A 23257-nucleotide genomic window follows, 5' to 3' on the forward strand; every position below is an offset into this window, starting at 1 on the left:
TTGCCGAGTAGATTTCTTATAAGTCCGACAGACTCCTAGGTAGTGAATATATCCATAGCGACCATCCATAGCATGCGAGATGGCTGTAACGTGGTAAACTCTGCCTCATGAAATCTATTCATTATCTGCTTTTTGCCCTGCTCACTATTGCATGCGGCAACATTCATATGGCGTATGCCAATAGTAGTCATAGCTTAAAAGTCACCGCCAGCGCCTACAATTCGGTGCGTTCGCAAACACAGGGGAATCCTGCCATCGGTGCATGGGGAGACCGACTTAAACCCGGCATGAAAGTTATCGCTGTATCCCGTGATCTGCTGCGCATGGGATTGAAACACAACACACGCGTTAAAATCGATGGTCTGCCCGGTATATATCTGGTCAAAGACAAGATGAATAAACGCTGGAGACGGAAAATTGATATTTACATGGGGCGTGATGTCAAATCGGCCCGGCGCTGGGGCAAGCGAAAAGTCACCATCAGATGGTGATGTTCATGTTGGCCGCGATGGTGTTAGCCAGTACCGTTGCTTTTGCAGCACCTGATGCTGCAGAACTTAATGCACCCCACCTGACAACGACACAAGCTGATCAGGTCTGTTTCAAGGCCACTATTCACGGTCAGGACCTGCATCTGGATGCCTCATGCACTACCATGCAAACGACCAACTACCATTGGCTACTCGGGGATGGTTCAAGCAGAAAGGGACAGAAGCTAAAGTATCGTTACAACAAGGCTGGAGATTACCAAATTACTCTGACAGCCACAGGTAAGGGTGGAAAGGGTGTGGCCGTAGGAGCGATGAGGGTTGTGAACGATCATATTTTGAAGGTGATTGGTAAAAAGAAACTGTCTCCTGAAAGAACGCATGTAGTGAATCCTTATGATGGTGCTGATACATATATTAATCCCGATTATGCGCGATTAATTGAGACTTCAATCAAGCAGGTGGATAAGCCCGAATTAATAGCGCGCATGCGCAGTATGCAACAGATTGCTACTGCGATCTGGCTGGACAGAATTCCTGCGATTTATGGTGGTAAGGAGAATAATGGCCGCAGCAGTCTGGAGCAGCATCTGATCAGGGCTTTGGCACAGCAGCGAGAAGGTGTTCCTATGCTGGTCGAGCTGGTTCTCTATAATCTACCCAACCGTGATTGCGCAGCGCTAAGTTCGAATGGTACACTGGATTTCCGTAGTGGTGGCCTGGAAACCTATAAAAAAGAGTATATTGATGTAATTGCCAATGTAATCGAAGATCCTCGTTTTGCTTCATTGCGTTTTGTGCTTATTTTAGAACCTGATTCACTTCCCAATATGATTACTAATTTATGGCACCCAGAGTGTGCATTCGCCCATAAAAACAATGTTTATCTGATCGGTAATCAATATGCGATTCAGCGTATGAGTAAAGCGGTTAACACTTATCTCTATATGGATATTGGCCACTCCGGCTGGCTTGGCTGGGAAGAAAACCTGAAGGGTACGGTAGCGTATTATACGAAAGTGGTTGCTGGCGCAGACAGTGATTCCGGTATGCGTGCAGTGGATGGGTTTATTACCAATACCTCCAATTTTACGCCCACGGAAGAACAGTTTCTCACTGATCCTAACCAGCAGGTGAACGGAGAAGTCGTAAAATCGGCAGAATTCTATGGTTGGAATCCGAATTTCGATGAGAAAGATTATATAGAAATATTGCATGCAAAGTTCATCGAGAGTGGTTTTTCTAAGGATATGAAGTTTTTGATTGATACATCCCGCAATGGATGGGGTGGGGATAAACGGCCTAAAGCCAGCTCCGGGTCAGATACGGTAAACCACTATGTGGATCAGTCACGATTGGATCATCGTTTTCATCGGGGTAATTGGTGTAACCCGATCAATACAGGTTTAGGGGCGCGTCCGATCACACAACCTTATGGCGCGGCCCATCCCATTGCCGCCTTTATCTGGGCTAAGCCACCGGGAGAATCAGATGGCATCAGTGATCCGAATCAGGCTGAGGCCGATGGAGAGGGAAAACGCTTTGATAAAATGTGTGATCCGAATTATGTAGGGGATTTTGGCCCGACACCATCTGGAAAACCAACCGGGGCGATGGCCAGTGCACCAGCTTCAGGACACTGGTTTCATGAACAGTTTATGATGCTGATCAAGAATGCTTATCCAGCGGTGGAGGAGTCCGGGCAGATAGGCAAGCCTGTATATCTCGATATTCCCATCAACGATACCAAGACCTTTAGAAGTGTTGATCTTCAGTGAGCTGTTTTTATGTTCAATGAATAAGTGGAACCCTTAGGGATGCTCTGTGATGCCGAGGGCTAGAATACAGGGGCTCCCCACGTGTTCACATCAACAAGGAAGTGCTCACCTTAATGATCAGGTTTATTCGTCGGCAACCGCTGTTTTAATCTTTTCTAAGTGCGTTTCAACCAACATCAGGATACTTTGACACTTCTCTTCATCCAACAGACCAAGCCCATAGTGGGCAATGATATAACACAATGAAAATGCGATGACGGGATCATTCATGTTTCTGTTACCGGCCTCCACATTGGCCATGTAACTGCCCATTGCCGCATCTTTTGCTCTTGTGCGGGATTCCTGTGAACTCAGCAGGTCACGGAACTTCAGACATACCAGTGGTGCCATATGAAACAGATCGGCATCTGAGATGTTTTTTCCTGCCGCTTCAGCAAAAGGAATGGCTGCTTTTGCATCCTTGTATGCATCAATGATTTCAATGATCCAGCCTTCATTGGTTGTAGATATTGGTTTGGGGTATGTCATGTGTGGTTTCCTTAAAACAGTGCGTTGCCCGCACTATAAACGAACTGAATATGATGCGTAACTTATGTTTACGCTTTGCCAGGGCAATCGCATTAAAATATTTATGAAAAACGTATACCGCTAAGTACGCAAAGCAAAACCATACATAGTATTAGAAGCGCTTTGTCTTATATTAATATATCAGCTTGGGAATACTGTTTAGTTGGTCAAAGGCTCTCAAGAGCTGTTTACCGCTATTTACCCCAGGGAGTTCTCTTCCCTGGGGGATCATTCTTTCGGGCTGGTCCATATCGTCTTTTTGATGATCAGGCGTCCTAGCATGCTGACATGAATAGCTATCGCAGTGAATAACGCCCCAACGGTGACCGAAAAGGTGGTTATTGTATTCCAATCCATCGGTGATACGCCCACAAAATGCCGGGATATTTCACCAGCAATGGCTGGGAATATGATCACTGCAGACAGCGGTAGAAGGTAAATGGATGCCTTTCTTTTATGTTCGGGTTTGATCTCATAGCGCTGAATGGGATGACCATTTTTGTTGAGCTGGTAATGGTAGTTGTAACTACGGTCTGCCGGACGATCCTGAATTAGCGTGTAATCATTGCCATTAAATTCAAAATTGTAGGAAAATCCTGGCGTTGGGTTGTGCTCTTCAGAGACAATTACCCCATCGAATGCGACAGTTTCTCGGCCGGAGAAGGGATGGTAGCAGAGTTCAAGGTCAAGATTCTCATCCTGAAATCGGTATGTGTTGCTACTTGTTAATGATAACTGATGATTGGTCATGTTATGCACCTCCATTTAAACGGCGATGCTGACAACGCAGCTAGTCTAAAATATGACCTATCTCACAGTTTTAGAATGGGATGTGAACGAGAGATCACCATAATAGGTGGTGGCTTTTTGTCCGGAGTTATCACTATCGGTCATGATAGCAATAGCATCTATAAAGCGAATGTCTTTACCTGTGAACTTCCGTAGGTCTTCACGTACATTGCGGCTGTAGTGTTGCCATTGATTGATTCCCGAACGCCCTGATTCAACTGCAATCATCGTGGCATTAGAAGTGAAGGGATTGGGCCAGACTGCACCTGTAGCTTGAGAAGAAGACCATACATAGTTCAGAGCCTTGGTATTCCAGAAGAAGAGACCGCCATCCACAACGATATAAAGACGTGCTACGAAATCATCTCCGCGCTTTTCGGTCTCATTGAGGTTTGAATACAACTGTTCAGTCTTCCATGCCCAGTTGATCCAGGGGGTCTGTTCAAGATCGATATGAATTTTACGGAACAATCCAGATGCTGCGGCATGACTGCTTGCTTTGAGCACTTTGCCATAGGAGGAATCCGTGACCAGGGTGTATTCTGTGTCGCCTGTAAAAGATCTGTTTTCCCAGCCTTCAATGTTTCCTTGTGAAAACAGCCCGATTTGCAGTTGATGGCTTTCAATGACTGCTGCTGAGCTAACAGCGAATGCTGAAAATAGTACAGGGCTTATGCTTAACAGGAATAATCTGATAACGCTCTTCCAATATTGAAGATAAGGCATCTTTTCTCCCTGGTGCATTCGTGTATTTCGCTGACTTGCTTCATGTTGCAAGTGTGAGATTGAATGCGTTGACATGGAAACGGTGCGTTCATTCAAAGTGATTGCGACGTCAGTAGAGCAATCATATAAACTGCTCTACCGACATCTGAATCCATTACAAGATATAACGGGAAAGATCCTCATCTTCACAGATTTCACCGAGTTGATCGCGTACATACTTAGCATCAACGTTTACTTTTGCGCCATTGCTATCGGAAGCTTCAAAGCTGATCTCTTCGAGCACGCGCTCAAGCAGTGTGTGCAGACGGCGGGCACCTATATTCTCAGTTTTGTCATTCACCAATACAGCGATGCGCGCAAGTTCGGCAATGCCTTCATCATCAAATACGATACTCACATTCTCAGTGTTGAGCAGTGCGACATATTGACGGGTAAGTGAAGCTTCAGGCTCAACCAGAATACGACGGAACTCTTCTTCTCCGAGCGCCGACAGATTCACACGGATCGGGAAACGCCCCTGCAACTCAGGAATGAGGTCGGATGGTTTGGAGAGATGAAATGCACCGGATGCAATAAACAGAATATGATCGGTTTTGATATGACCATAACGTGTATTGACCGTAGTGCCTTCCACCAGTGGTAACAGATCACGCTGCACACCTTCGCGGGACACTTCGCCACCGGATGAGGTGCCGCTACGATGGGTGATTTTGTCCATCTCATCAAGGAATACGATACCATCATTTTCAGCCCGTTTAATGGCTTCATCTTTGATGGCGTCCTGATCAAGCAAACGGTCAGCTTCCTGTTGCTGAATGATTTTCAACGCATCGGCCACATCCATGCGTTTGGGCTTCTGTTTTTTGCCCATCATATTGCCCAGCATATCTTGCAGATCCATGCCGTCACCGCCCTGTCCTCCGGAAATGAATTGCATCATTGGAGCTTCCTGGGACTGTTCGACTTCAATTTCTACCTGACGTTTATTCAGTTCACCCAGGCGCAGTTTGTGGCGCATTTTTTCACGGGATTCGTTGGATGCACTATTGCTGTCGTTGCTTTGCGGGCCGGAATTGACCGGATGCGGAATAAGGATATCGAGCAGGCGATCTTCAGCCACCTTTTCAGCCTTGGTTTGTACGCGTGTGAGATGTTCTTCACGCACGATTTTGATGGCTGTATCCACCAGATCGCGAATGATCGTTTCAACATCACGACCGACATAGCCGACTTCGGTGAATTTGGTTGCTTCAATTTTGATAAAAGGAGCATTGGCCAATCGCGCCAGTCGGCGGGCAATTTCAGTTTTACCTACACCTGTGGGGCCAATCATGAGAATGTTTTTCGGCGTGATCTCTTCACGCATGGGGGATGCAACCTGCTGTCTGCGCCAGCGGTTACGCAGCGCAATGGCAACTGCACGTTTGGCATCGTTCTGGCCGACAATATGCCGGTCGAGTTCAGAGATTATTTCACGTGGGGTCATGGTTTGGCTCATTTTATGATTCCTTGGTAATAGCGTGGATGATGATATTGTCATTGGTATAGACACATATATTTGCTGCAATTTTCATGGCTTCCAGCGTTGTTTCTTCGGCATTTAACGCACTGTGATTGACCAGAGCCGTTGCTGCAGCTTTGGCATAAGCACCGCCGGAACCAATTGTGGCAATGCCATCATCAGGTTCGAGTACATCACCGTTACCCGAGATGAGCAGGGTATTCTCACTATCCGCAACAATCATCATCGCTTCAAGTTGTCGCAGGTATTTGTCGGTACGCCAGTCTTTGGCCAGTGCTACCGCCGCCCGCATCAGGCTGCCGCCATGTTCATCGAGCTTGGCTTCAAAACGTTCAAACAAGTTCATGGCATCGGCAGTAGAACCTGCAAAACCGGTCAGAATAGCGCCATCGCGTATGGTGCGTACTTTGCGGGCGCTGTGTTTCATGACCGTATCACCGAGTGAGACTTGTCCATCGCCACCAATGGCGACGTCACCGTTTTTTCGTACGCAACATATTGTAGTCATGGAATACCTCGTGAAGAGTGATCTGAGGTGAGTGACTCTATCGTCAGAGCATCAGAGAGTCAGTAGTTATAATTGGTCGTTTAAGGTGTGATATCAGTGTATATTTTATACGGTCAATTTTTGAAATTAGTAAAGTCTGTAGTGGTTCACTACAGTTGTAACCTATCCCTTCAATCCATCATCGTGTTCCCTGTTGCGGTATCGTGATTTTATTGAGAGTCCTTCCACCTGATCTATTAGTGGGGACCTTTGGTCAGGCTAATATTGTACTCGGCCATACACATTCATTAATTACAATACTAGATTAATAACCAATCTTGCCCATTCTATTTCATTGCCATACTGTTTCCATACTATTGGTGGGGACCAAAGGAGGGAAGAGAAAGTTTATGGCATGGATGTCAGTACTATTTTTATTAATGATTATATTTCCTGTGTGGATCTCACATGCAGAGACACCGGTTGATCTGCTATTTGATGAGCAGGACAGTGTAATTACAGCAACTGAGTCGCAGCGAGTGCTGGGACAGGTGCCTGCCATAGTGACTGTGATTACAGAAAAACAGATTCGGGATATGGGGGCGCATACGCTGATTGAGGTGCTGGATGCTGTTCCCGGCATGAATGTCAGCTATCCAATGGACTTGGCTACGGGTCACACGTTGACAGTGCGTGGCCTTAAAAGCAGTGAAGCAGAGAAAACACTGTTGATGATCAATGGTCATCGGGTTAATAACCCTTATTCCGGTTCATGGACTTTTCTGTTCGACGAGTTCCCTCTCAATGATGTACGCCGTATAGAGATTATTCGAGGTCCGGGTTCAGCACTTTATGGCTCCAATGCGATGGCTGCCGTGATTCATGTGATTACTAAGAGTGGTGAGGATTTCCGTGGCTCTGGAGCATCTGTTGCAGCAGGGAATCATAACACCCAACTTGGTCATATCAGGGGAGGTAGCAAAAAAGATAACCGTAATATTTTGTTAAGTTTGAATGCCTCATCGACCGATGGGGATAGACTAATGATTCCTAGTGATGCAGCAGGTGCGACAGGACTAAGTAACTTTTGGCGTAAGCAGCAGTCAGCTTTTCTATCTGCATCATCAGGGAATTTGTCATTGTTTGCCATGCATATAAATAAACGTCGTGGTTCTGTTCTCGATGGCAGTAATAGAATTGATCAGAGTACAAATGTTGCGATTCGTCAGAGTGCTGTGGCTGTAGCATGGAAGCTGAGTGGTGATGACTGGGATGCTGAGTTGCGAACTGATGCAGACTTATTTGATCTGGATCCGCAATGGCAGATGTTTGGTGGTGCACAGACTCTGCGTCCACAGGTCAAAGATTTGACACTTTCTGCTCGTGCTCTGTTGCGTTATCGTGGTTGGGAAATGCAGGAGTGGACCATCAGTCTGGCTTATGAGCATATAAGGCAGTTTGGTGTGCATATGTCCAATAATGGCTTGGATGTTTCTACTCTGTTTAACCATAACCGGAATGCTGTGCGTCAGGTGCCAGCATTGGTCATTCAGAATGAATGGTCTCCTCTACCGCAGTTGTCTATTACAACTGGCATTCGTATAGAGCGCTATTCCGATGTGGGTAGCCATGTTTCGCCACGTTTTGCGGCAATATGGAGCCCAATGTCATCATTGGATATTAAAGCGATGTACGGCCATGCCTTTCGTGCTCCGAGTTTTGTCGAACTTTATTCAAGCAATAACCCCACAGTGCAAGGAAATCCCAACATTAGCCCTGAAACTGTCGATACAATTGAGCTTGGTGGATCCTTTCATGATGGCCTCTGGCGTCTGGACAGCGGTATCTTTTACAGCCGTTATAAAAGACAGATCACGCGAATTTCACCAAGTCCTTTGACCGTTAATGTTGGTCGTACCAACCTCAGAGGGTTTGAAGTTGAACTACGTGCTGATGTGAAAAAAGGGCTTTATGGTTCTCTTGCATATACATGGCAGAGAAGCAGTAATGATCTGACCAGTCAGCAACTGCCGGGTGTATCTGTACGGATGATTAAATTCAGTGGAGATGTTCCTCTGCCATTGGATACGCATCTGCATACAGATCTGCGTTGGATGGGGCCACAATCCCGTGATCTAGGTGATACTCGACCACCGGTCGGTGCAATATGGCTGGCTAACCTTGCGTTACGTACAGGCAATCCGGTTGATGGGTTGAGTACGAGTGTGACTGTGCGTAACCTGTTTAACCGGAAAGTTTACAGTCCCATCACTGTGCCGGGTATGTCTGATTTAACGCTTTTTGACAGGCAGTGGATGGTTAATCTCGCATATGAGTTCTAGTCGATGAAATACAGTTTCACATGTTTGGTACTATCGCTATTTTTCGTCATCACTACTGTTCAGGCCGTTGAAGTTGATGTGCTTTTTTCAGATCGCTATCGTCCTCATGTTGAGGCAGTGCAAGGTTTGAAACAGGGAGTTCGGGCTGATGATGTGCGTCTGTTTTCTATTGATAAACGCAGAGATCTTGCGGAAATGATGGAGCAACTTCAACGCATCAAGGAGAGAAAACCGGATCTGCTGGTTGTCGTTGGAGAGGATGCTCTACAAGCGGCTATCTCTTTGAATACAGGCATTCCGACTGTGTCGATGATGTCGATGAGTCTGCGTGCGACGTTGCAAAATAAAATATCCCTCACCGGTGTTGATTTAAGGCCATCCCCTATTGTTGTGTCTGCAGAGTTGACGCATCAATTAACCAAGGGAGCTACGGTGATTAGTTATTATAACCCAGCACTTTCTAATGCTTATATTGAAGAGGCAAAAGCAGCATTTAAAAAAGAAGGTTTATTATTGATTGCGAAGCCATGGCCTGAACATGATGTGCAGAAATCCGTGAATGAAAGCATGAAGGATGCAAACTGTTACTGGATGCAGATGGAATATCAGAGTGTGAATCCTGACACACTACGGCTGCTATTTGGACTGGCCAAAAAAGGGAAAAATCTAGTGGGGTTGTCTGGAAAATATGTGCGTGCGGGTGCGCTATTGGCATGGACACCACAACCCAGGAAGATTGGTGAGCAGGCGTCTATCTTGGCTAACCGCATTTTAGCAGGAGAAGATCCAGTCAAAATCCCTTTGCAACACCCAACTGAAATGAAACTTTCAGTTCGTACAGCGGATACGAGAGAGGTAGGTGAAAATGAATAAATTTTTTCACCGTTTTTCACTTACCGGCCGATTGTATCTGCTTTTAACACTGACAACCGTTAGCATATTTTGTGCACTTTTTTTGGCAGTTTGGTGGACTGAAAAGGATTCGCTGGAAACGATGTTACAGCAAAATGGAGAATCACTTTCTGCTGGTCTGGAACAAAATATACGGCTTGGAGTTCAGCTTGGCGAAACAGAATTTGTACGTGATGGCGCCACGAGTTTAATTGCAAACCCTGATATTCTATCGGTTGATATTTATAATGCGACTGGTAGCCGAATTGTACTGTTAAAGGGTGAGCACGATGTGCTGGCAATGGATCATTTATTGCAAGCGTTTCGTGGGGGGCTTACTTTTGAAACGCTAGGAGATGGAAGAGAAGAGCGAATTATTACGTCTATTCGTACCTCTAGTGGTGAAGTGATCGGGTATAGTGTGCTTGATCTTTCACGGGCCTCAATTAATAGAACACTTGAATCTTCATTGATGATCTCAGGTGCAATCAGCCTTTTACTGTTATTGGTTTTTTGGTGGTTAGCATGGTTGTCTGTCAGACAATTGAAACGGCCACTCGATGAGCTCGATAGGGCTGTCGAAGCGGTGACGCAGGGCAGGCTCGACGTCACGATCAATGCTGATATCCCGGATCCCATCGCACGTATTGCCACAAGCTTTAATGATATGACAGATGCTCTGGCTAAAAATCGAGAGTCAATCCATCTGCAAACCAGTGCGCTTGAAAAGTCGGAAATGCGTTTCAGAGAGTTGTTTACGCATATGCCCGTAGCTATGTATATGGCCAATATCGATGGCTCATTGCATCAATGTAACCCAGCAATGGCACGTCTGTTTGGTTATGAGACGCCTGAAGCGATGTTGGAATCAATAGAGGATATTCGGGCGATTTATAAGGATACAGCTGATCGTGATGCACTCATCGTTGATTTGATGCGTAATCAAAGCGTAAGTCGAAGAGAAATTTCATATGTATCAAACTCTTATGGGGAGTTACGCTGTATATTGCATGCGCGTTTAGTTGAAGATGAACATGGTCGCCCATCAGGTATTGAAGGCATGATTCAGGATATGACCCAGCTAAGGTTGCTTGAGGATAACCTTATTCAAGCTCAGAAAATGGAAGCGGTTGGTCAATTGGCAGGCGGTGTGGCTCATGATTTCAATAATCTGTTATCTGCTATTCTCGGGAATGTGGAATTACTCAGCATACATACCGCTGCAGATGAGAAGAGTTTCCGTTACACAAGTCGAATTAAACAAGCTGCTAAACGCGCTGCTGAAGTGACTACAAATTTGCTTGGTTTTGCCCGTAAGGGAGAAATGCGCCGTGAACCGGTGCTTATTAAGGGAGTGATAGAAGAGGTCTTAAGTTTGATCAGAGAAACTTGTGATCGACGCGTAAATGTCTCTTTTCAAAGTGGTCCTGAACATTTACGCATTATGGGAGATCCGGGGCAGTTGCATCAAGTGCTTATGAACTTGGCTATTAATGCTCTGCATGCAATGCCAGATGGGGGTGAGTTGTCACTGAGTAGCTTCTCTGCCAATCATCAGGTTGTCATTCGTATCTCCGATACAGGGGTCGGGATGACAAAGAAGGTACTCAAACAGATATTTGAACCATTCTTTACGACCAAAGAAACAGGCAAAGGGACAGGGCTAGGTCTGGCTATGGTTTATGGTATTATTGAAAAGCAGGATGGCCATATTTCGGTGAACTCTACGCCAGGAAAAGGTACATGCTTTGAAATAAAGTTACCTCTGTACGAGGGAGATAGAGGGCATGTTAATATCCAAAGCAATAGCACAGAAATTCCTAATCTAATTGGTCATGTGTTATTGGTCGATGATGAAGACTTACTTCGGGAGCTTGGTGAAGAGATTCTAAGCCTTTCCGGTTTAGAGGTTTTAACGGCGATAAGTGGTGAGCAGGCTCTGGCTATTTTGGCGAATAGTGACGAGGTACAACCGGACGTTGTGTTGCTTGATATGAATATGCCGGGGATTGGCGGTATGGCAACCTTGCGAGAGATTAGAAGCAGCTACGATAGTTTAAAGGTGATTGTGATGACTGGGTATAGTGAAACAACGTTTGATTCTGCTACGGAGTCGCTCTGTTACGATGGTTTTATTAGTAAACCATATCAAGCCAGTGACCTGTGTGCTGAGGTGCTGAGGGTGTTGCAAGAATAGGCCTTGCTCTGAGATGAGGTGGTTATAAAAAGCCATCTGTAGTTTTATGGACGGGTGAGTAAGTCCATAACCCAAACCCATTCTTTGAAGGTCTCTGACACCAGATGTTTTCCGTGGAACAAGAAGGCCACGGATGAATATATGACGACTTCATCATAAATGACATGGTTTTCTCTTTTGTTGGTTTGGAAAGTTTTACTTCAAGGTCAAGCCGCATAGCCCTCTATTCAACATGTAATGCAGGTCACAGTTTTGTCATTTTTTACTGCTAAAATCGCGGCCGTAAGGGAAGGGCTCTGTTTTAAATACAGGGATCTTCAGGAACAAGGATACAGGAGCTATTTTGAAAATTGATATAGATTGGTTGGAACAACAGATCATTAAATCACCATTGAGTGAGACACAGAAGATGCAGTGGGCGGATACCATGCAAACTGTGACTGTAGCAAAGGGTGAAAGCATTGTCCGTGAGGGTGAGAAGGGCGGCACGCTCTACTTGGTTCGTTCGGGATCTGTCGATATCTTTCAACAGATGGATGCGAAAGAACAACATCTTGGCACACTGGGTGAGGGTGCTTTAATTGGTGAGATTACCTTTCTTTCCGATGAGGCTGCGACAGCATCAGCGACAGCAAAAGAAGAAAGTGTGCTCTACCGTATAAAACGCACTGACTTTACTAAGTTGATACAGCCAAGTGCTGACATGGTCTTTTCACTGTTTACCTATATGCTTTTATATCAGTCTAAAATGGTGCATCAATGCAACGAAGATCAGGTGAAAATGATGTCATTTATGACGGGCGCTCATAAATAAGAAGCAAGGCCACAGTTCTATCAAACGGAACGATGCCATTGCTTCTCTCTATGCTGTTTGGAAGCGTGAAGCTAAATCAACCGAACGCGGAATGAGCGACCTTTTAATGTGCCTTCGCTGAGTTTTTTTAGTGCAATTTTTACAATCGACTGACTGACTGCGACATAGGCCCAGTTATCGAGAATTTGAATTTTTCCAACCTGCTTGCCGGTAATACCATTACCACCAGTCAATGCGCCGAGAATATCACCGGGGCGTACCTTCTGCTTTTTACCACCGCCAATTTGCAGGGTGGCCATCAGTGGTTTGGCAGGATGATTCTTGAGCAGGATGGCATCCGGTAGCGCTTCGCTTTTGATCGGAGTCTTAATGTAATCACTTAACATGGTGAGTTTGTATGCATTGCCATTGTGCAGGGTAAATGATGAACCGGTGCTGCCGGCGCGCCCTGTTCGGCCAATGCGATGTACATAGGTGTCCGGTTCATGCGGTAGCTGAAAATTAAACACGGCATCAAGCGCATCGATATCCAGACCACGTGCTGCGACATCAGTGGCCACCAGAATCGAGATACTTTTATTGGCAAAACGTACAAGCGTCTGGTCACGATCCCATTGTTCAAGATCACCATTGAGTGCTAAAGCACTGAAACCGTTTTGATTCAATTCATTGGTGATATCCAGCGTTTCTTTTTTGGTATTGCAGAAGACCACGCTGGATTCAGGTTTATGTTTCAGTAACAGTAGCCGCAGTCCAATCACGGACTGTTTGAAATCATCAACGTTATAAAAATGTTGCGAGATGGTATTGCTATCATGGGTTGATTCCACTTTTACCATAATCGGTTTGAGCATGATGCGCTTAACGATGGCTTGAATCTGATCCGGAAAAGTAGCGCTGAACAGCAGTGTTTGACGCCACTTTGGAATCTGATCGACAATATGATCAACAGAGGCCTGGAACCCCATATCAAGCATACGATCGGCTTCATCAAGCACCAGCGTGTTCACATCTTTCAGACTCAGTGTGCTGCGACTCAAATGATCTTCAATGCGGCCGGGGGTGCCTACAATGATATGCGCACCATGCTCTAACGAACCAACCTGAGGGCCGAATGGCATGCCGCCACACAATGTTAATACTTTTACATTGGGCATCTGGCGGGCCAGACGACGAATTTCTTTGGTCACCTGATCGGCCAGCTCTCGGGTAGGGCAGAGTACCAGCGACTGTATCTTGTACTGCTTGAGATCAAGTTTTTGCAACAGGCCAAGACCAAACGCAGCCGTTTTTCCGGAGCCTGTTTTGCCCTGGCCGATTACATCTTTACCGGCCAGAATATCAGGCAGGCTCCGGGCCTGAATAGGGGTCATCTCATGATAGGAGAGAGATTCAAGATTGTTTAAGAGATCAGGATGCATGTTCAGCTTGGAGAAAGATGTGTGTTCCACGGGTGTTGTCCTATGTTGCTTATTTATTGTTTTTTGAACTGTTTTTTAACGCGATGGCGCTGGCCCATTTTAAGGTCGGTCGATCTTTTACGACGGTCGTTTTTTCTTTCATCGCTACGGTTTTCTTTGGGGGTGTGACGACCTTTTTCTCGCTGTGATATTTGATCTGCACACCATGCAGGAAGTTGCGGAGTACCTGATCTTTACAGTGACGGCGGTTCTTATGGTCATAGCGACGGAAAAATGCGCTGAGCTCCGGTTTTCCAATCACCAAACCGACCGATTTCAAAATGGCGAGGATATCATCATCTTTCAGGTTCAGGGCGATGCGTAATTTCATAAAAATAAGATTGTTGTTCAGCTCTGTTTCAGGCTTGGGTTGCGGGCCATCTTTTTTGCCACGTTTTTCATTGATAAAACCGTTTAGAAAAGCCGCCAGCTTCACATCTTCCAACTCTTTACAGGCAGGATCATCATCTTTTTTTAACCAGGCACTGATCTGGGTGCGGTTGGCTTTAAAACCACCAGATGCAAACAGTTCCATCACCTTGTTATCATCGAAACTAAAGCTGTAACGCAGCCTGCGCAGAATATCGTTATTGGTCATTTAGCCCTCTCTATCGTTGCTATTCAAGATAACCGCAGCGGCTTTCAGACCATCGACGGCAGCGCTGACAATGCCGCCGGCATAACCTGCACCTTCACCAACCGGAAACAGGCCACGGGCATTCACAGATTGCATATTTTCGCCACGTTCAATGCGAATAGGGGAGCTGGTGCGGGTCTCTGCACCAAATAGATTGGCTTCTTCGGTGATATAGCCGCGCATTTTGCGATCAAATGTACGAATACCCTCGGCCAGTGGTTGGCTGATCCAGTTTGGGAATAGGGTATGCAGGTCAGATGGGATGGCTTGTGGCTTAAAACGGTTTGAAGCCAGTGTACCACTTGCTCTGCCGTTAATAAAATCGGTTAACTTCATAGTGGGTGACGCATATTGATAGTCTGCAGCTTTGAAGGTGGCAGCTTCCAGTTCACGTTGGAATGCGATGCCCATCAATGGGTTTTCAGCTATACCATGGCGCGTTAAGTCTTCCGGTGTCACCTGTACCACCAGTCCTGAATTAGCCCAGCGACCGCCACGTTTGGCATTGCTCATGCCGTTGACGGCCATATGCCCTTCTTCTGTGGGGGAGGGTACAATCAGTCCACCCGGACACATGCAGAAGCTGTAAATGCCACGTTTGCCGAGATGTTTGTCTTTGGTCTGGTGGGTTAGGCTATATTCTGCAGCATGCAGTTTAGGGTGTGATGCACCGAACTGAATATTATCGATCAGTTCCTGTGGGTGTTCCGCACGTACACCGATAGCAAAGGCCTTGGCTTCCATCTTGATACCAAGCGTTTGCAGGCGTTCAAAGGTATCACGGGCTGAATGGCCTGTAGCCAATACCACATGGGTAGCGCTGATTTCATCTTCCGTTTGTGTGGCAAGATTGGTGGCGCGCACGCCGGTTACTGCACCGTTGATCATAAGCAGATCATCAACACGCGTTTCAAAACGATAATCCACACCGAGTTCAATCAATTTTTCACGCATATTGCGTACGATGCGAACCAGTTTATCGGTGCCCAGATGCGGATGCGCATCAACGAGAATATCGTCTCTGGCGCCAAATCGCACAAACGTGTGCAGCACATGGCGCAGGAAGGGATGTTTGATGCGGGTATAGAGTTTGCCATCGGTATAGGTGCCGGCACCGCCCTCACCAAAGCAGATATTACTTTCAGGGTTGAGTTCACCGCGAGAACGCAGGCGACCAATATCACGCATGCGTGTTTCAACCGGTTTACCGCGCTCAAGTAGTGTTACCTGAACACCCGATTCAGCCAGTGCTAGGGCGGTGAACAGACCGGCAGGCCCTGCACCAATGATGACCACATGATCATCGTTGTTCACGGGCCTGCTTAATGGTTCAGGCGTGTTTGCAGTGAATGAGGAGTGTTCAATCAGGCGGCTGTTATTAGGCAGTGGATCGAGCAGATGATTGAGTTCAACCTCATAGGTGCAGACAAAGTGGATATTGGTTTTTTTGCGTGCATCGAGGGCACGACGCGCACAGTTGAATGATACAAGGGCATCGGAATTGAGGCTGCAATGATCTGCTAGTTGTTGTTTTATTTCACAATCGTGTGCGTCTAGTCCGATCTGGACGTTACTAATGGCATACAGATAAGACACGCTCAGGCTGCTGCGAGGTGGCCGTGCGAGGTATGGGTGATGCTGTTGTCTGCATCCACATAGACTAAGGCGGGATTAAAATGTTCAGCCTCGGCAGCTTGCAGTTCGGCATAGGTGCAGATGATCAACAGATCACCGGGAGATGCTTTGTGGGCAGCGGCACCGTTGACTCCGATGGTGCCTGAATCGCGCGGAGCGGTAATAGCGTAAGTGGTGAAACGTTCACCGTTGGCAACATTATAAATATGCAGCATTTCAAAGGGCAGAATATTGGCTTTGTCCATGAGGTTCTGATCAATGGCGCAAGAGCCTTCGTAATCGAGTTCGGCATGCGTGACGCTGACGCGGTGAATTTTGGATTTTAACATAGTGAGTTTCATGAGGTTGGCTCCAACGGGGTGTAAGTAAGTGGCATATTGTCAATCAATCGTGCTGAACCGACTTGCGCAGCGATAAAGGCTCTACTGCTCAGGTGATTGAGTTTGCGTTTGCTTTTGAGAGATGTCGCATTGCGTACATCCAGATATTGGGTGGTGATATTGGCGGCAGTGAGAATCTCTTGTGCTGCTGCCTTGAGTGTTTCAATGTTGTTCTCACCCTGAGCAGCCAGCGTTTGCATGGCGATCAAGGCTTGCGAGAGGGCCAGCGCTTGTTGGCGATCAGTTTCGGATAAGTATCGGTTGCGGCTACTCATAGCCAGACCATCTGCTTCACGTACAATATTTACACCGATAATTTCAATAGGTATCTGCAGATCGTTGACCATGCGGCGAATAATGGCCAGTTGTTGCCAGTCTTTTTCGCCGAAGATGGCGAAATCCGGACGGATAATATTGAACAGGATATTTACGACTGTAACCACACCATCAAAATGGCCGGGGCGATCAGAACCGCACAGGCAGTCAGAGAGTTTGGTGGCTTTCAATGTTACCTTGGGGCCTGATTTGGGATAGAGCGATGTCGGGTGAAAAATAAAATCGACACCGGCTTCTTCACACATCTGCGCATCACGTTCAAAAGGGCGTGGATATGTTTCGAGATCTTCATTCGGTCCGAACTGCAATGGGTTCACATAAATACTGACAACAACAATATCGGCCAGGGCTTTGGCTTCCTTGATCAGGCTTATATGGCCATCGTGCAAACAGCCCATGGTGGGTACGAAGGCAATCGTATTGTTCCCGCGCAGGGTTTTGAGCTGGCGACGCATTTCAGCTGTCGTATGGGCGACTCTCATGCTTTGGGAAACTGACCGGCTTTGACATCTGCGGCCCAGCGTGAAATTGCGTCACTCATCACAGCGCGCACATTGGCATAAGCCGGAGCAAAGGGTGGGTTGGAGGCAGAAATACCAAGCAAATCATTCCACACCAGCACCTGGGCATCACAATGATTTCCCGCGCCTATACCTACGGTTGGCGTATCCAGCATATTGGTGATTTCAGTACCCAGATCAGCAGGGATATTTTCCAGTACAATGCATACCGCACCAGCAGCAGCGACCGCTTTTGCATCTTGGATCAATTGTGCTCGTCCTGCGTCATCTTTAGCGCGTTTACCGTAGGAGCCAAATTTTTTCACTGATTGAGGGGTGAGTCCGATATGGGCAACAACAGCGATGCCACGTTCAGACAGAAAGCTGATGGTATTAGCCATGTGTTCACCACCCTCAATTTTGACAGCGTCACAGGCACTCTCCTGCAATACACGCACACTGCTTAAAAAAGCCTGTTCGGGATTTTGCTGGTAGGAACCAAAGGGGAGATCACACACAACCCACGCTTTGCTGCGGCCGCGTACAACGGCAGCTGTGTGGTGAATCATATGATCAAGGGTGACAGGCAGGGTGGAATCAAAGCCCAATGAAACCATGCCTAGTGAGTCGCCAACAAGCAGCACTTCAGCTCCGGCGGCTTCAGCAATCTGAGCACTGGCAGCGTCATATGCTGTCAGCCATACCATTTTTTCTTCTGCCTGCTTGGCGCGCGTAAGCGTCGCTGCAGTAATGCGTTTAAGTGTAGTCATCTATTCCTTTCCGCTTCAGTCCGTCTGTTTACACAGCTGAGGTACCGTCTTTGAGGATGGACGAACGTTATAGCTAAGGGCTGTATAAAGGAAGTTATTGCACACATGCCTGCATGCAAGGCATTAAAATATTTAAAAGCGTTCACCGTGAAGGACGCAAAGTTCACCCCAGGGTGCCTTCTCTCTCGCAAACTCGATTCACCTTGGCGCAAAGTAAAATCAAAAACGAGAAAGTAAGAAGGTCTGGTAGTGTCGCTTGATTTAACCACCATCGAAATAGTTATAGCCAGACAATATCAGTTGAACTCTCTTTATTATAGAATTGCCGTTGACTTGCTTTGCGAAACTTTGCGTACTTAGCGGTGAAAAAAATGCTGCATTGCAGTGGGGTTATTAATCATGCCATGAAGTATGTAGTGTTCGGTGCATGTTTACCGGAATTATTCAGGATGTTGGCTCTATAGTGTCAATCCAACAGGAATCTCTACAATCGCATATGGTTTTTGCAACTGCACTTGATATGTCAGACTGGCATATTGGTGATTCGGTAGCTTGCAATGGGTGCTGTCTGACCATTACTGCTTTCCCGGACAATAGAACGTTTGCTGCAACCTTATCGTTAGAGACATTGCAATTGACAACTTTTGCAGATGCTTGTGAGAAAGATGCGGTGAATCTTGAGCCGGCTTTGTGCATGGGCGATGCCCTCGGTGGACATATGGTGACAGGTCATGTGGATGGTATCGGTCTGGTTCAGTCGGTGCGCGAGATTGGCGAACATCGTGAATTTAGTTTTACATTATCGGATGCTTTAGCACGCTATGTGGTGGTGAAAGGCTCGATCTGCATTAATGGTGTTAGTCTTACCGTGAACAAGGTGGGCAGGAATGACTTTACCGTGAACCTGATTCCTCATACCTTGTCGCACACAAATTTGGGCACTTTGAAAGCTGGTGCTATGGTAAATATCGAAACAGATATGTATGGTCGTTATGTTGAACGACTGATGCAGTTCCCAACGGAGACATAATGACTTTGGCAACAACTGAAGAGCTGCTTGAAGAGCTGCGCATTGGCCGCATGATTATTCTGGCTGATGATGAAGATCGCGAGAATGAAGGTGATCTGGTGATGGCTGCGGAGTGGGTGACTCCCGAAGCGATTAATTTTATGGCAACCCATGGGCGTGGCCTGATCTGTCTGGCCATGACGCAGGAGCAGACCGATCAACTGGATCTGCCGTTGATGGTAGCCAATACCAATTCCAAATTTAAAACCAATTTCACCATTTCTATTGAAGCGGCAGAAGGTGTGACCACAGGTATTTCGGCCTATGATCGTGCCCATACAGTGCGTGCTGCAATTAAGGATAATGCAAAACCGGGCGATATCCATACTCCTGGTCATGTGTTCCCGCTGGTGGGACGTGATGGTGGTTTACTGGTGCGCGCTGGCCATACCGAAGCCAGTATTGATTTGGCACGCATGGCTGGATTGAAGCCTGCCGGTGTGATTTGCGAGATTATGAACGATGATGGTTCCATGGCGCGCTTGCCTGAATTGAAACTGTTTGCCAAAAAACATGGTTTGAAAGTGGGTTCGATTGCAGATGTGATCAGTCACCGCTTGAAACATGATTCACTGGTGAAACGTGAAGTGGAAGTGCGTATGCCGACCGAATTCGGTGAATTTCGTCTGATTGGCTACACCAATGCCGTGGATCAGGCCGAACATGTGGCTTTGGTAATGGGTAATCCTGATGCAGATAAGCCGTGTCTGGTGCGTGTGCATTCCGAATGTTTGACTGGTGATGTGTTTACTTCACGCCGTTGTGATTGTGGCTCGCAGCTACATGCAGCCATGCGACAGGTAGCAGAAGCGGGTGAAGGTGTGATTCTTTATTTGCGTCAGGAAGGGCGCGGTATTGGTCTGCTGAACAAGCTGCGTGCTTATGCGTTGCAGGATGTGGGCCACGATACGGTTGAAGCGAATGAGAAGCTTGGGTTCAAAGCCGATTTGCGTGATTATGGTATTGGAGCACAAATTTTGCGTGATCTGGGGCTGCGTCGGTTGAAACTGCTAACCAATAACCCCAAGAAAATTATTGCGCTTGATGGTTATGGTCTGGAAGTAAGTGAACGCGTGCAACTCGAAGTGGGTGAACATGAAGATAATGTTGCATATCTGACCACCAAACGGGATAAAATGGGACATTTATTGAATATGAAAGGTGAAAAATCATGAGTTTAGACGCGCCGCATTTGGCAGGAAACGTTGATGCAAGCGGTTTGAAGGTTGGCATCGTAGCGAGCAGGTTTAATGCTGATATTACCGAAGCACTGTTATCCGGTGCCGTTTCAGCATTGAAAGAGCACGGTTGTGCAGAATCTGATATGGTGATTTCGCATGTGCCGGGAGCGTTTGAAATTGGCACGATTGCGACAAAGATGGCAGATAGCGGTCGATTTGATGCGGTAGTGTGTCTGGGCTGCGTGATTCGTGGTGATACAGCGCATTTTGATTATGTATGTCAGGGTGCAATGGATGCGATTGGAAAAGTCGCACAGCGCGGTGATATCGGTGTTGGCAACGGCGTACTGACGGTAGAAACACATGCACAGGCACTTGAACGTGTGGGTGGTGCGCATGGGCACAAAGGCGAAGAAGCAGCCTTAACGGCTGTTGAAGTTGTCAGACAGTTACAATGGATTGACCAGATAGCTATCGATCAGGCTTTGGAGGCATAATGGCAAATCGTCACATGGCGCGCGAATCGGCGCTGGAAACACTTTATGCATGGGGCACTGCCGAGCAGGACGGTGGTATGATCCCTGATCTGATCGCCAGTCGCTTGCAGCATGAAGAACGTGCAGATCAGGACGAAAACTATTTTCGTGAGATGGTCTATGGTGTGACCGATCATGTTGATGATCTCGATACCATCATTAAAACAGCCGTACGTGGCAGAAGCCTGCGTTCAGTAGCGCAAATTGAGATTAATGTAATCCGCATGGCCGTATGGGAAATGCAGAATCGCTTGGAGATCCCATACAAGGTGATCATCAATGAAGCGCTCGAATTAACCCGTGCCTATGCAGGTGAACCACCACGTGGCTTCATCAACGGTGTACTGGATAACCTCGCTAAACAACTGCGTCCTGAAGAAGTGAAAAAGAAATAACTCTATGAAGAATGTTGTTCACTCAGATAGTGTGTAGTGCATGTTTTTACACTCATTAATTCAAGTTGTGAGCAGAAAAGCGCAACAGTTTCTGGTGAATGCTATTTAGCGTTGATGAGAGATGAATGTCGAATTTTTTATAGGGGGTTGCATTGTTCCCATTAAATTTTATGACTGAACTCGTATTTATATGGTGAAAAAACTCAAAACCGACTTGTTCACAGCTCCAAGCCGTAAGCGTGCAACGCTGTTTCTTGCTGCTGGTGGTTATGTGAATACGGCTATTGTGATGCTGCAGACATTGCTGCTTATTCCGCTTTATCTTTACTATATTGGCGCACATACTTATGGCTTGTGGTTAGCGTCTGGTGGAATTCTGGGCATGTTGGCGATGATGAACTTTGGCATAAGTTCGATGCTTATTCAGCGCGTGTCCCGTTCATATAGTGAGAAAGATTTCGAACGAACAGGTGCATACTTTTTCAATGGTATGATTGTCTATCTTGTCATTTGTTTGTTGTTCGGTCTGGTAGGTTGGGCTGTTTCAGAAGCTATTCCGTTGATTTTGAAGGTGGCTGGTGATGATGCGGCAGTTTTGCAAGGGTGTTTTTTGCTTGCTGTCGTAGCGATGGTTGTTGCTATTTTGAATGAGTGTTTAAGAAGCTTCAGTCAGGCCTTGCTGCGCCCTGTTGTTCCCATGATTGCAATGGCGATAGGTCGCATTATAGGCATAGCCGTGACAATTTGGATGCTCTATGATGGGTTTGCTTTGTGGTCGATCCCTATAGGTACTGTGGTTGGTGAATGTATCATAGGTATAGTGAGTTGCTTTCATGCGGCATTATTATTTCGTCAACTGAAAGTCAAAATCAGGGCCGATTATCAAATTATAAGAGAATATGTGAGAACTAGTCCGGCTTTGTTGATGGCCAGGATGGGAGATGTGCTATCAAGAGAGTCTGAACCCTTGTTAATAACAGTGTTCCTTAGCCCCGAAGTAACTGCTGCATATATGATAACCCGCAAGGCCGCAGATATGGTGTTTCAGGTATTGGGCGTGTTGTATGGAGCTAGTCATAGTTCATTCTCCCATCTGGCCGGAGAAGAAAACCTTGAAAAAACCTGGGCTATCGCATCAAAATTGCTACTTATTACCTTTGCGTCATCGCTTCTTGGCTTTGCTACTTATGTCGGATTAAATGAATCTTTCGTGGGGTTGTGGGTAGGGAAGGAATTTGCACTTGATCATACTATTGTGTTTCTCATTGGTTGTGCTTTTTTTGTCTGTTCCTTACGGGCGATGGTGTGGCAATTGCTGAACGGTTTAGGTGATTTTGTATATACATCAAGCATTATTGTTGGAGAAGGAGTCAGTCGAATTGCTCTGATGTTTATCGGCTTGAGTGCTTTTGGCGTGGTTGGCGTTCCTTGTGCGCTACTGTTGTCTTGTTTGTTGTCGCTGGTTTTTCTTGGTCTAAGGTTAAAGAAAACATTGTACGTAAACGTTGATATGAGATTTATGATAAATGCTCTGTTTACGGTAGTAGTTTTATTTGGCAGTGCATTACTGATTTCCCAAAGCATATTTATTAGTGAATCATGGGGCATGTTTGTGATGTGTGCTGTGCTTTTATTCGGGACGTTAATGGTGTTGATGGGCTCATTGAATTATAGAATGTGTATGGCCTATCTTAAGAAAGGTGTATTATGAGTGTTCTGCGAAAATTATATGATCTGTTTACGGCTGCGTTAAGGCG

At 46.4% G+C, this 23257-nt stretch carries 22 protein-coding genes; 11 read left to right on the forward strand and 11 right to left on the reverse strand.

The features are described from left to right. Nucleotides 1-107: 107 nt before the first annotated feature. Both D8Y20_RS07885 and D8Y20_RS07890 read left to right on the forward strand, forming a co-directional pair. The gene (locus D8Y20_RS07885) at nucleotides 108-491 is read left to right on the forward strand and encodes a 3D domain-containing protein (RefSeq protein WP_121542501.1); all 384 of its coding nucleotides are present in this window, start codon (nucleotides 108-110) and stop codon (nucleotides 489-491) included. Further along, a complete protein-coding gene (locus D8Y20_RS07890; RefSeq protein WP_236075349.1) occupies nucleotides 491-2266 on the forward strand; it encodes a glycoside hydrolase family 6 protein in 1776 nt (591 codons plus the stop codon). The genes D8Y20_RS07885 and D8Y20_RS07890 overlap by 1 nt, the downstream gene beginning before the upstream one ends. Before the next feature lie 123 nt (nucleotides 2267-2389). On the opposite strand, the gene D8Y20_RS07895 is transcribed toward D8Y20_RS07890, so the two are convergent. The 5 genes from D8Y20_RS07895 to hslV all read right to left on the reverse strand — a co-directional run bounded on the left by D8Y20_RS07895 (nucleotide 2390) and on the right by hslV (nucleotide 6378). Continuing rightward, the gene (locus tag D8Y20_RS07895) at nucleotides 2390-2794 is read right to left on the reverse strand and encodes a hypothetical protein (protein ID WP_121542503.1); all 405 of its coding nucleotides are present in this window, start codon (nucleotides 2792-2794) and stop codon (nucleotides 2390-2392) included. Between the two features lie 267 nt (nucleotides 2795-3061). Further along, entirely contained in the window at nucleotides 3062-3583 is a 522-nt protein-coding gene (locus D8Y20_RS07900; RefSeq protein WP_121542504.1) for a hypothetical protein, read from the reverse strand. Between the two features lie 57 nt (nucleotides 3584-3640). Next, nucleotides 3641-4348, reverse strand: coding sequence for a DUF3047 domain-containing protein (locus D8Y20_RS07905; protein WP_121542505.1), 708 nt, complete (start codon nucleotides 4346-4348; stop codon nucleotides 3641-3643). 154 nt (nucleotides 4349-4502) lie between these two features. Then, nucleotides 4503-5846 carry an ATP-dependent protease ATPase subunit HslU gene (gene hslU, locus D8Y20_RS07910; RefSeq protein WP_236075338.1) on the reverse strand — a complete coding sequence of 448 codons (1344 nt, stop codon included), beginning with the start codon at nucleotides 5844-5846 and terminating at the stop codon, nucleotides 4503-4505. 1 nt (nucleotide 5847) lies between these two features. Continuing rightward, on the reverse strand, nucleotides 5848-6378 hold the full coding sequence (gene hslV, locus D8Y20_RS07915) for an ATP-dependent protease subunit HslV (RefSeq protein WP_121542506.1): 531 nt from the start codon (nucleotides 6376-6378) through the stop codon (nucleotides 5848-5850). A gap of 389 nt (nucleotides 6379-6767) precedes the next feature. Here hslV and D8Y20_RS07920 point away from each other — a divergent pair, with 389 nt between their 5' ends. From D8Y20_RS07920 to D8Y20_RS07935, 4 genes are all read left to right on the forward strand, one after another. Continuing rightward, nucleotides 6768-8699 carry a TonB-dependent siderophore receptor gene (locus D8Y20_RS07920; RefSeq protein ID WP_121542507.1) on the forward strand — a complete coding sequence of 644 codons (1932 nt, stop codon included), beginning with the start codon at nucleotides 6768-6770 and terminating at the stop codon, nucleotides 8697-8699. A 3-nt stretch (nucleotides 8700-8702) separates the two neighbouring features. Next, entirely contained in the window at nucleotides 8703-9572 is an 870-nt protein-coding gene (locus D8Y20_RS07925; RefSeq protein ID WP_121542508.1) for an ABC transporter substrate-binding protein, read from the forward strand. Then, entirely contained in the window at nucleotides 9565-11787 is a 2223-nt protein-coding gene (locus D8Y20_RS07930; protein ID WP_121542509.1) for an ATP-binding protein, read from the forward strand. Before D8Y20_RS07925 ends, D8Y20_RS07930 begins: the two co-directional genes overlap by 8 nt. A 343-nt stretch (nucleotides 11788-12130) precedes the next feature. Continuing rightward, nucleotides 12131-12601, forward strand: coding sequence for a cyclic nucleotide-binding domain-containing protein (locus tag D8Y20_RS07935; RefSeq protein WP_121542510.1), 471 nt, complete (start codon nucleotides 12131-12133; stop codon nucleotides 12599-12601). A gap of 71 nt (nucleotides 12602-12672) precedes the next feature. On the opposite strand, the gene dbpA is transcribed toward D8Y20_RS07935, so the two are convergent. From dbpA to panB, 6 genes are read right to left on the reverse strand one after another with little or no spacing between them, the layout of a single operon-like run. Beyond that, nucleotides 12673-14052, reverse strand: a complete 1380-nt coding sequence (gene dbpA, locus D8Y20_RS07940; protein ID WP_121542511.1) for an ATP-dependent RNA helicase DbpA — start codon at nucleotides 14050-14052, stop codon at nucleotides 12673-12675. A 19-nt stretch (nucleotides 14053-14071) separates the two neighbouring features. Further along, nucleotides 14072-14659, reverse strand: a complete 588-nt coding sequence (locus D8Y20_RS07945; RefSeq protein WP_121542512.1) for a DUF1456 family protein — start codon at nucleotides 14657-14659, stop codon at nucleotides 14072-14074. Next, complete coding sequence (locus tag D8Y20_RS07950) at nucleotides 14660-16294, reverse strand: NAD(P)/FAD-dependent oxidoreductase (protein WP_121542513.1); 1635 nt, start codon at nucleotides 16292-16294, stop codon at nucleotides 14660-14662. Between the two features lie 2 nt (nucleotides 16295-16296). After that, the gene (panD, locus tag D8Y20_RS07955; protein WP_121542514.1) at nucleotides 16297-16674 is read right to left on the reverse strand and encodes an aspartate 1-decarboxylase; all 378 of its coding nucleotides are present in this window, start codon (nucleotides 16672-16674) and stop codon (nucleotides 16297-16299) included. Further along, complete coding sequence (gene panC / locus D8Y20_RS07960) at nucleotides 16671-17531, reverse strand: pantoate--beta-alanine ligase (RefSeq protein WP_121542515.1); 861 nt, start codon at nucleotides 17529-17531, stop codon at nucleotides 16671-16673. The genes panD and panC overlap by 4 nt, the downstream gene beginning before the upstream one ends. Next, nucleotides 17528-18319: a 3-methyl-2-oxobutanoate hydroxymethyltransferase gene (gene panB / locus D8Y20_RS07965; protein WP_121542516.1), complete on the reverse strand. Its 792-nt coding sequence runs from the start codon at nucleotides 18317-18319 to the stop codon at nucleotides 17528-17530. The genes panC and panB overlap by 4 nt, the downstream gene beginning before the upstream one ends. 427 nt (nucleotides 18320-18746) lie before the next feature. On the opposite strand from panB, the gene D8Y20_RS07970 reads away from it, so the two are divergent. The 5 genes from D8Y20_RS07970 (at nucleotide 18747) to D8Y20_RS07990 (ending at nucleotide 23211) form a co-directional block, all read left to right on the forward strand. Further along, on the forward strand, nucleotides 18747-19349 hold the full coding sequence (locus D8Y20_RS07970; RefSeq protein ID WP_121542517.1) for a riboflavin synthase: 603 nt from the start codon (nucleotides 18747-18749) through the stop codon (nucleotides 19347-19349). Next, nucleotides 19349-20563: a bifunctional 3,4-dihydroxy-2-butanone-4-phosphate synthase/GTP cyclohydrolase II gene (locus D8Y20_RS07975; RefSeq protein WP_121542518.1), complete on the forward strand. Its 1215-nt coding sequence runs from the start codon at nucleotides 19349-19351 to the stop codon at nucleotides 20561-20563. Before D8Y20_RS07970 ends, D8Y20_RS07975 begins: the two co-directional genes overlap by 1 nt. Beyond that, a complete protein-coding gene (gene ribH / locus D8Y20_RS07980) occupies nucleotides 20560-21066 on the forward strand; it encodes a 6,7-dimethyl-8-ribityllumazine synthase (protein ID WP_121542519.1) in 507 nt (168 codons plus the stop codon). The genes D8Y20_RS07975 and ribH overlap by 4 nt, the downstream gene beginning before the upstream one ends. Further along, nucleotides 21066-21500, forward strand: coding sequence for a transcription antitermination factor NusB (nusB, locus tag D8Y20_RS07985; protein ID WP_121542520.1), 435 nt, complete (start codon nucleotides 21066-21068; stop codon nucleotides 21498-21500). The genes ribH and nusB overlap by 1 nt, the downstream gene beginning before the upstream one ends. Before the next feature lie 301 nt (nucleotides 21501-21801). Beyond that, nucleotides 21802-23211 (forward strand): lipopolysaccharide biosynthesis protein, encoded by a 1410-nt coding sequence (locus D8Y20_RS07990; protein ID WP_161957598.1) that lies wholly within the window; start codon nucleotides 21802-21804, stop codon nucleotides 23209-23211. Nucleotides 23212-23257 lie beyond the last annotated feature (46 nt).

Origin of the sequence: Mariprofundus sp. EBB-1 (assembly GCF_003665155.1) — a bacterium.
GTDB lineage: Bacteria > Pseudomonadota > Zetaproteobacteria > Mariprofundales > Mariprofundaceae > Mariprofundus.

Excerpts from the sequence above, each read along its gene's own strand:
- D8Y20_RS07885 (WP_121542501.1), top strand. The coding sequence starts at position 108 with ATGAAATCTATTCATTATCTGCTTTTTGCCCTGCTCACTATTGCATGC.
- D8Y20_RS07890 (WP_236075349.1), top strand. The coding sequence starts at position 491 with ATGTTCATGTTGGCCGCGATGGTGTTAGCCAGTACCGTTGCTTTTGCA.
- D8Y20_RS07895 (WP_121542503.1), bottom strand. The coding sequence starts at position 2,794 with ATGACATACCCCAAACCAATATCTACAACCAATGAAGGCTGGATCATT.
- D8Y20_RS07900 (WP_121542504.1), bottom strand. The coding sequence starts at position 3,583 with ATGACCAATCATCAGTTATCATTAACAAGTAGCAACACATACCGATTT.
- D8Y20_RS07905 (WP_121542505.1), bottom strand. The coding sequence starts at position 4,348 with ATGCCTTATCTTCAATATTGGAAGAGCGTTATCAGATTATTCCTGTTA.
- hslU (WP_236075338.1), bottom strand. The coding sequence starts at position 5,846 with ATGAGCCAAACCATGACCCCACGTGAAATAATCTCTGAACTCGACCGG.
- hslV (WP_121542506.1), bottom strand. The coding sequence starts at position 6,378 with ATGACTACAATATGTTGCGTACGAAAAAACGGTGACGTCGCCATTGGT.
- D8Y20_RS07920 (WP_121542507.1), top strand. The coding sequence starts at position 6,768 with ATGGCATGGATGTCAGTACTATTTTTATTAATGATTATATTTCCTGTG.
- D8Y20_RS07925 (WP_121542508.1), top strand. The coding sequence starts at position 8,703 with ATGAAATACAGTTTCACATGTTTGGTACTATCGCTATTTTTCGTCATC.
- D8Y20_RS07930 (WP_121542509.1), top strand. The coding sequence starts at position 9,565 with ATGAATAAATTTTTTCACCGTTTTTCACTTACCGGCCGATTGTATCTG.
- D8Y20_RS07945 (WP_121542512.1), bottom strand. The coding sequence starts at position 14,659 with ATGACCAATAACGATATTCTGCGCAGGCTGCGTTACAGCTTTAGTTTC.
- panD (WP_121542514.1), bottom strand. The coding sequence starts at position 16,674 with ATGAAACTCACTATGTTAAAATCCAAAATTCACCGCGTCAGCGTCACG.
- panC (WP_121542515.1), bottom strand. The coding sequence starts at position 17,531 with ATGAGAGTCGCCCATACGACAGCTGAAATGCGTCGCCAGCTCAAAACC.
- panB (WP_121542516.1), bottom strand. The coding sequence starts at position 18,319 with ATGACTACACTTAAACGCATTACTGCAGCGACGCTTACGCGCGCCAAG.
- D8Y20_RS07970 (WP_121542517.1), top strand. The coding sequence starts at position 18,747 with ATGTTTACCGGAATTATTCAGGATGTTGGCTCTATAGTGTCAATCCAA.
- D8Y20_RS07975 (WP_121542518.1), top strand. The coding sequence starts at position 19,349 with ATGACTTTGGCAACAACTGAAGAGCTGCTTGAAGAGCTGCGCATTGGC.
- ribH (WP_121542519.1), top strand. The coding sequence starts at position 20,560 with ATGAGTTTAGACGCGCCGCATTTGGCAGGAAACGTTGATGCAAGCGGT.
- nusB (WP_121542520.1), top strand. The coding sequence starts at position 21,066 with ATGGCAAATCGTCACATGGCGCGCGAATCGGCGCTGGAAACACTTTAT.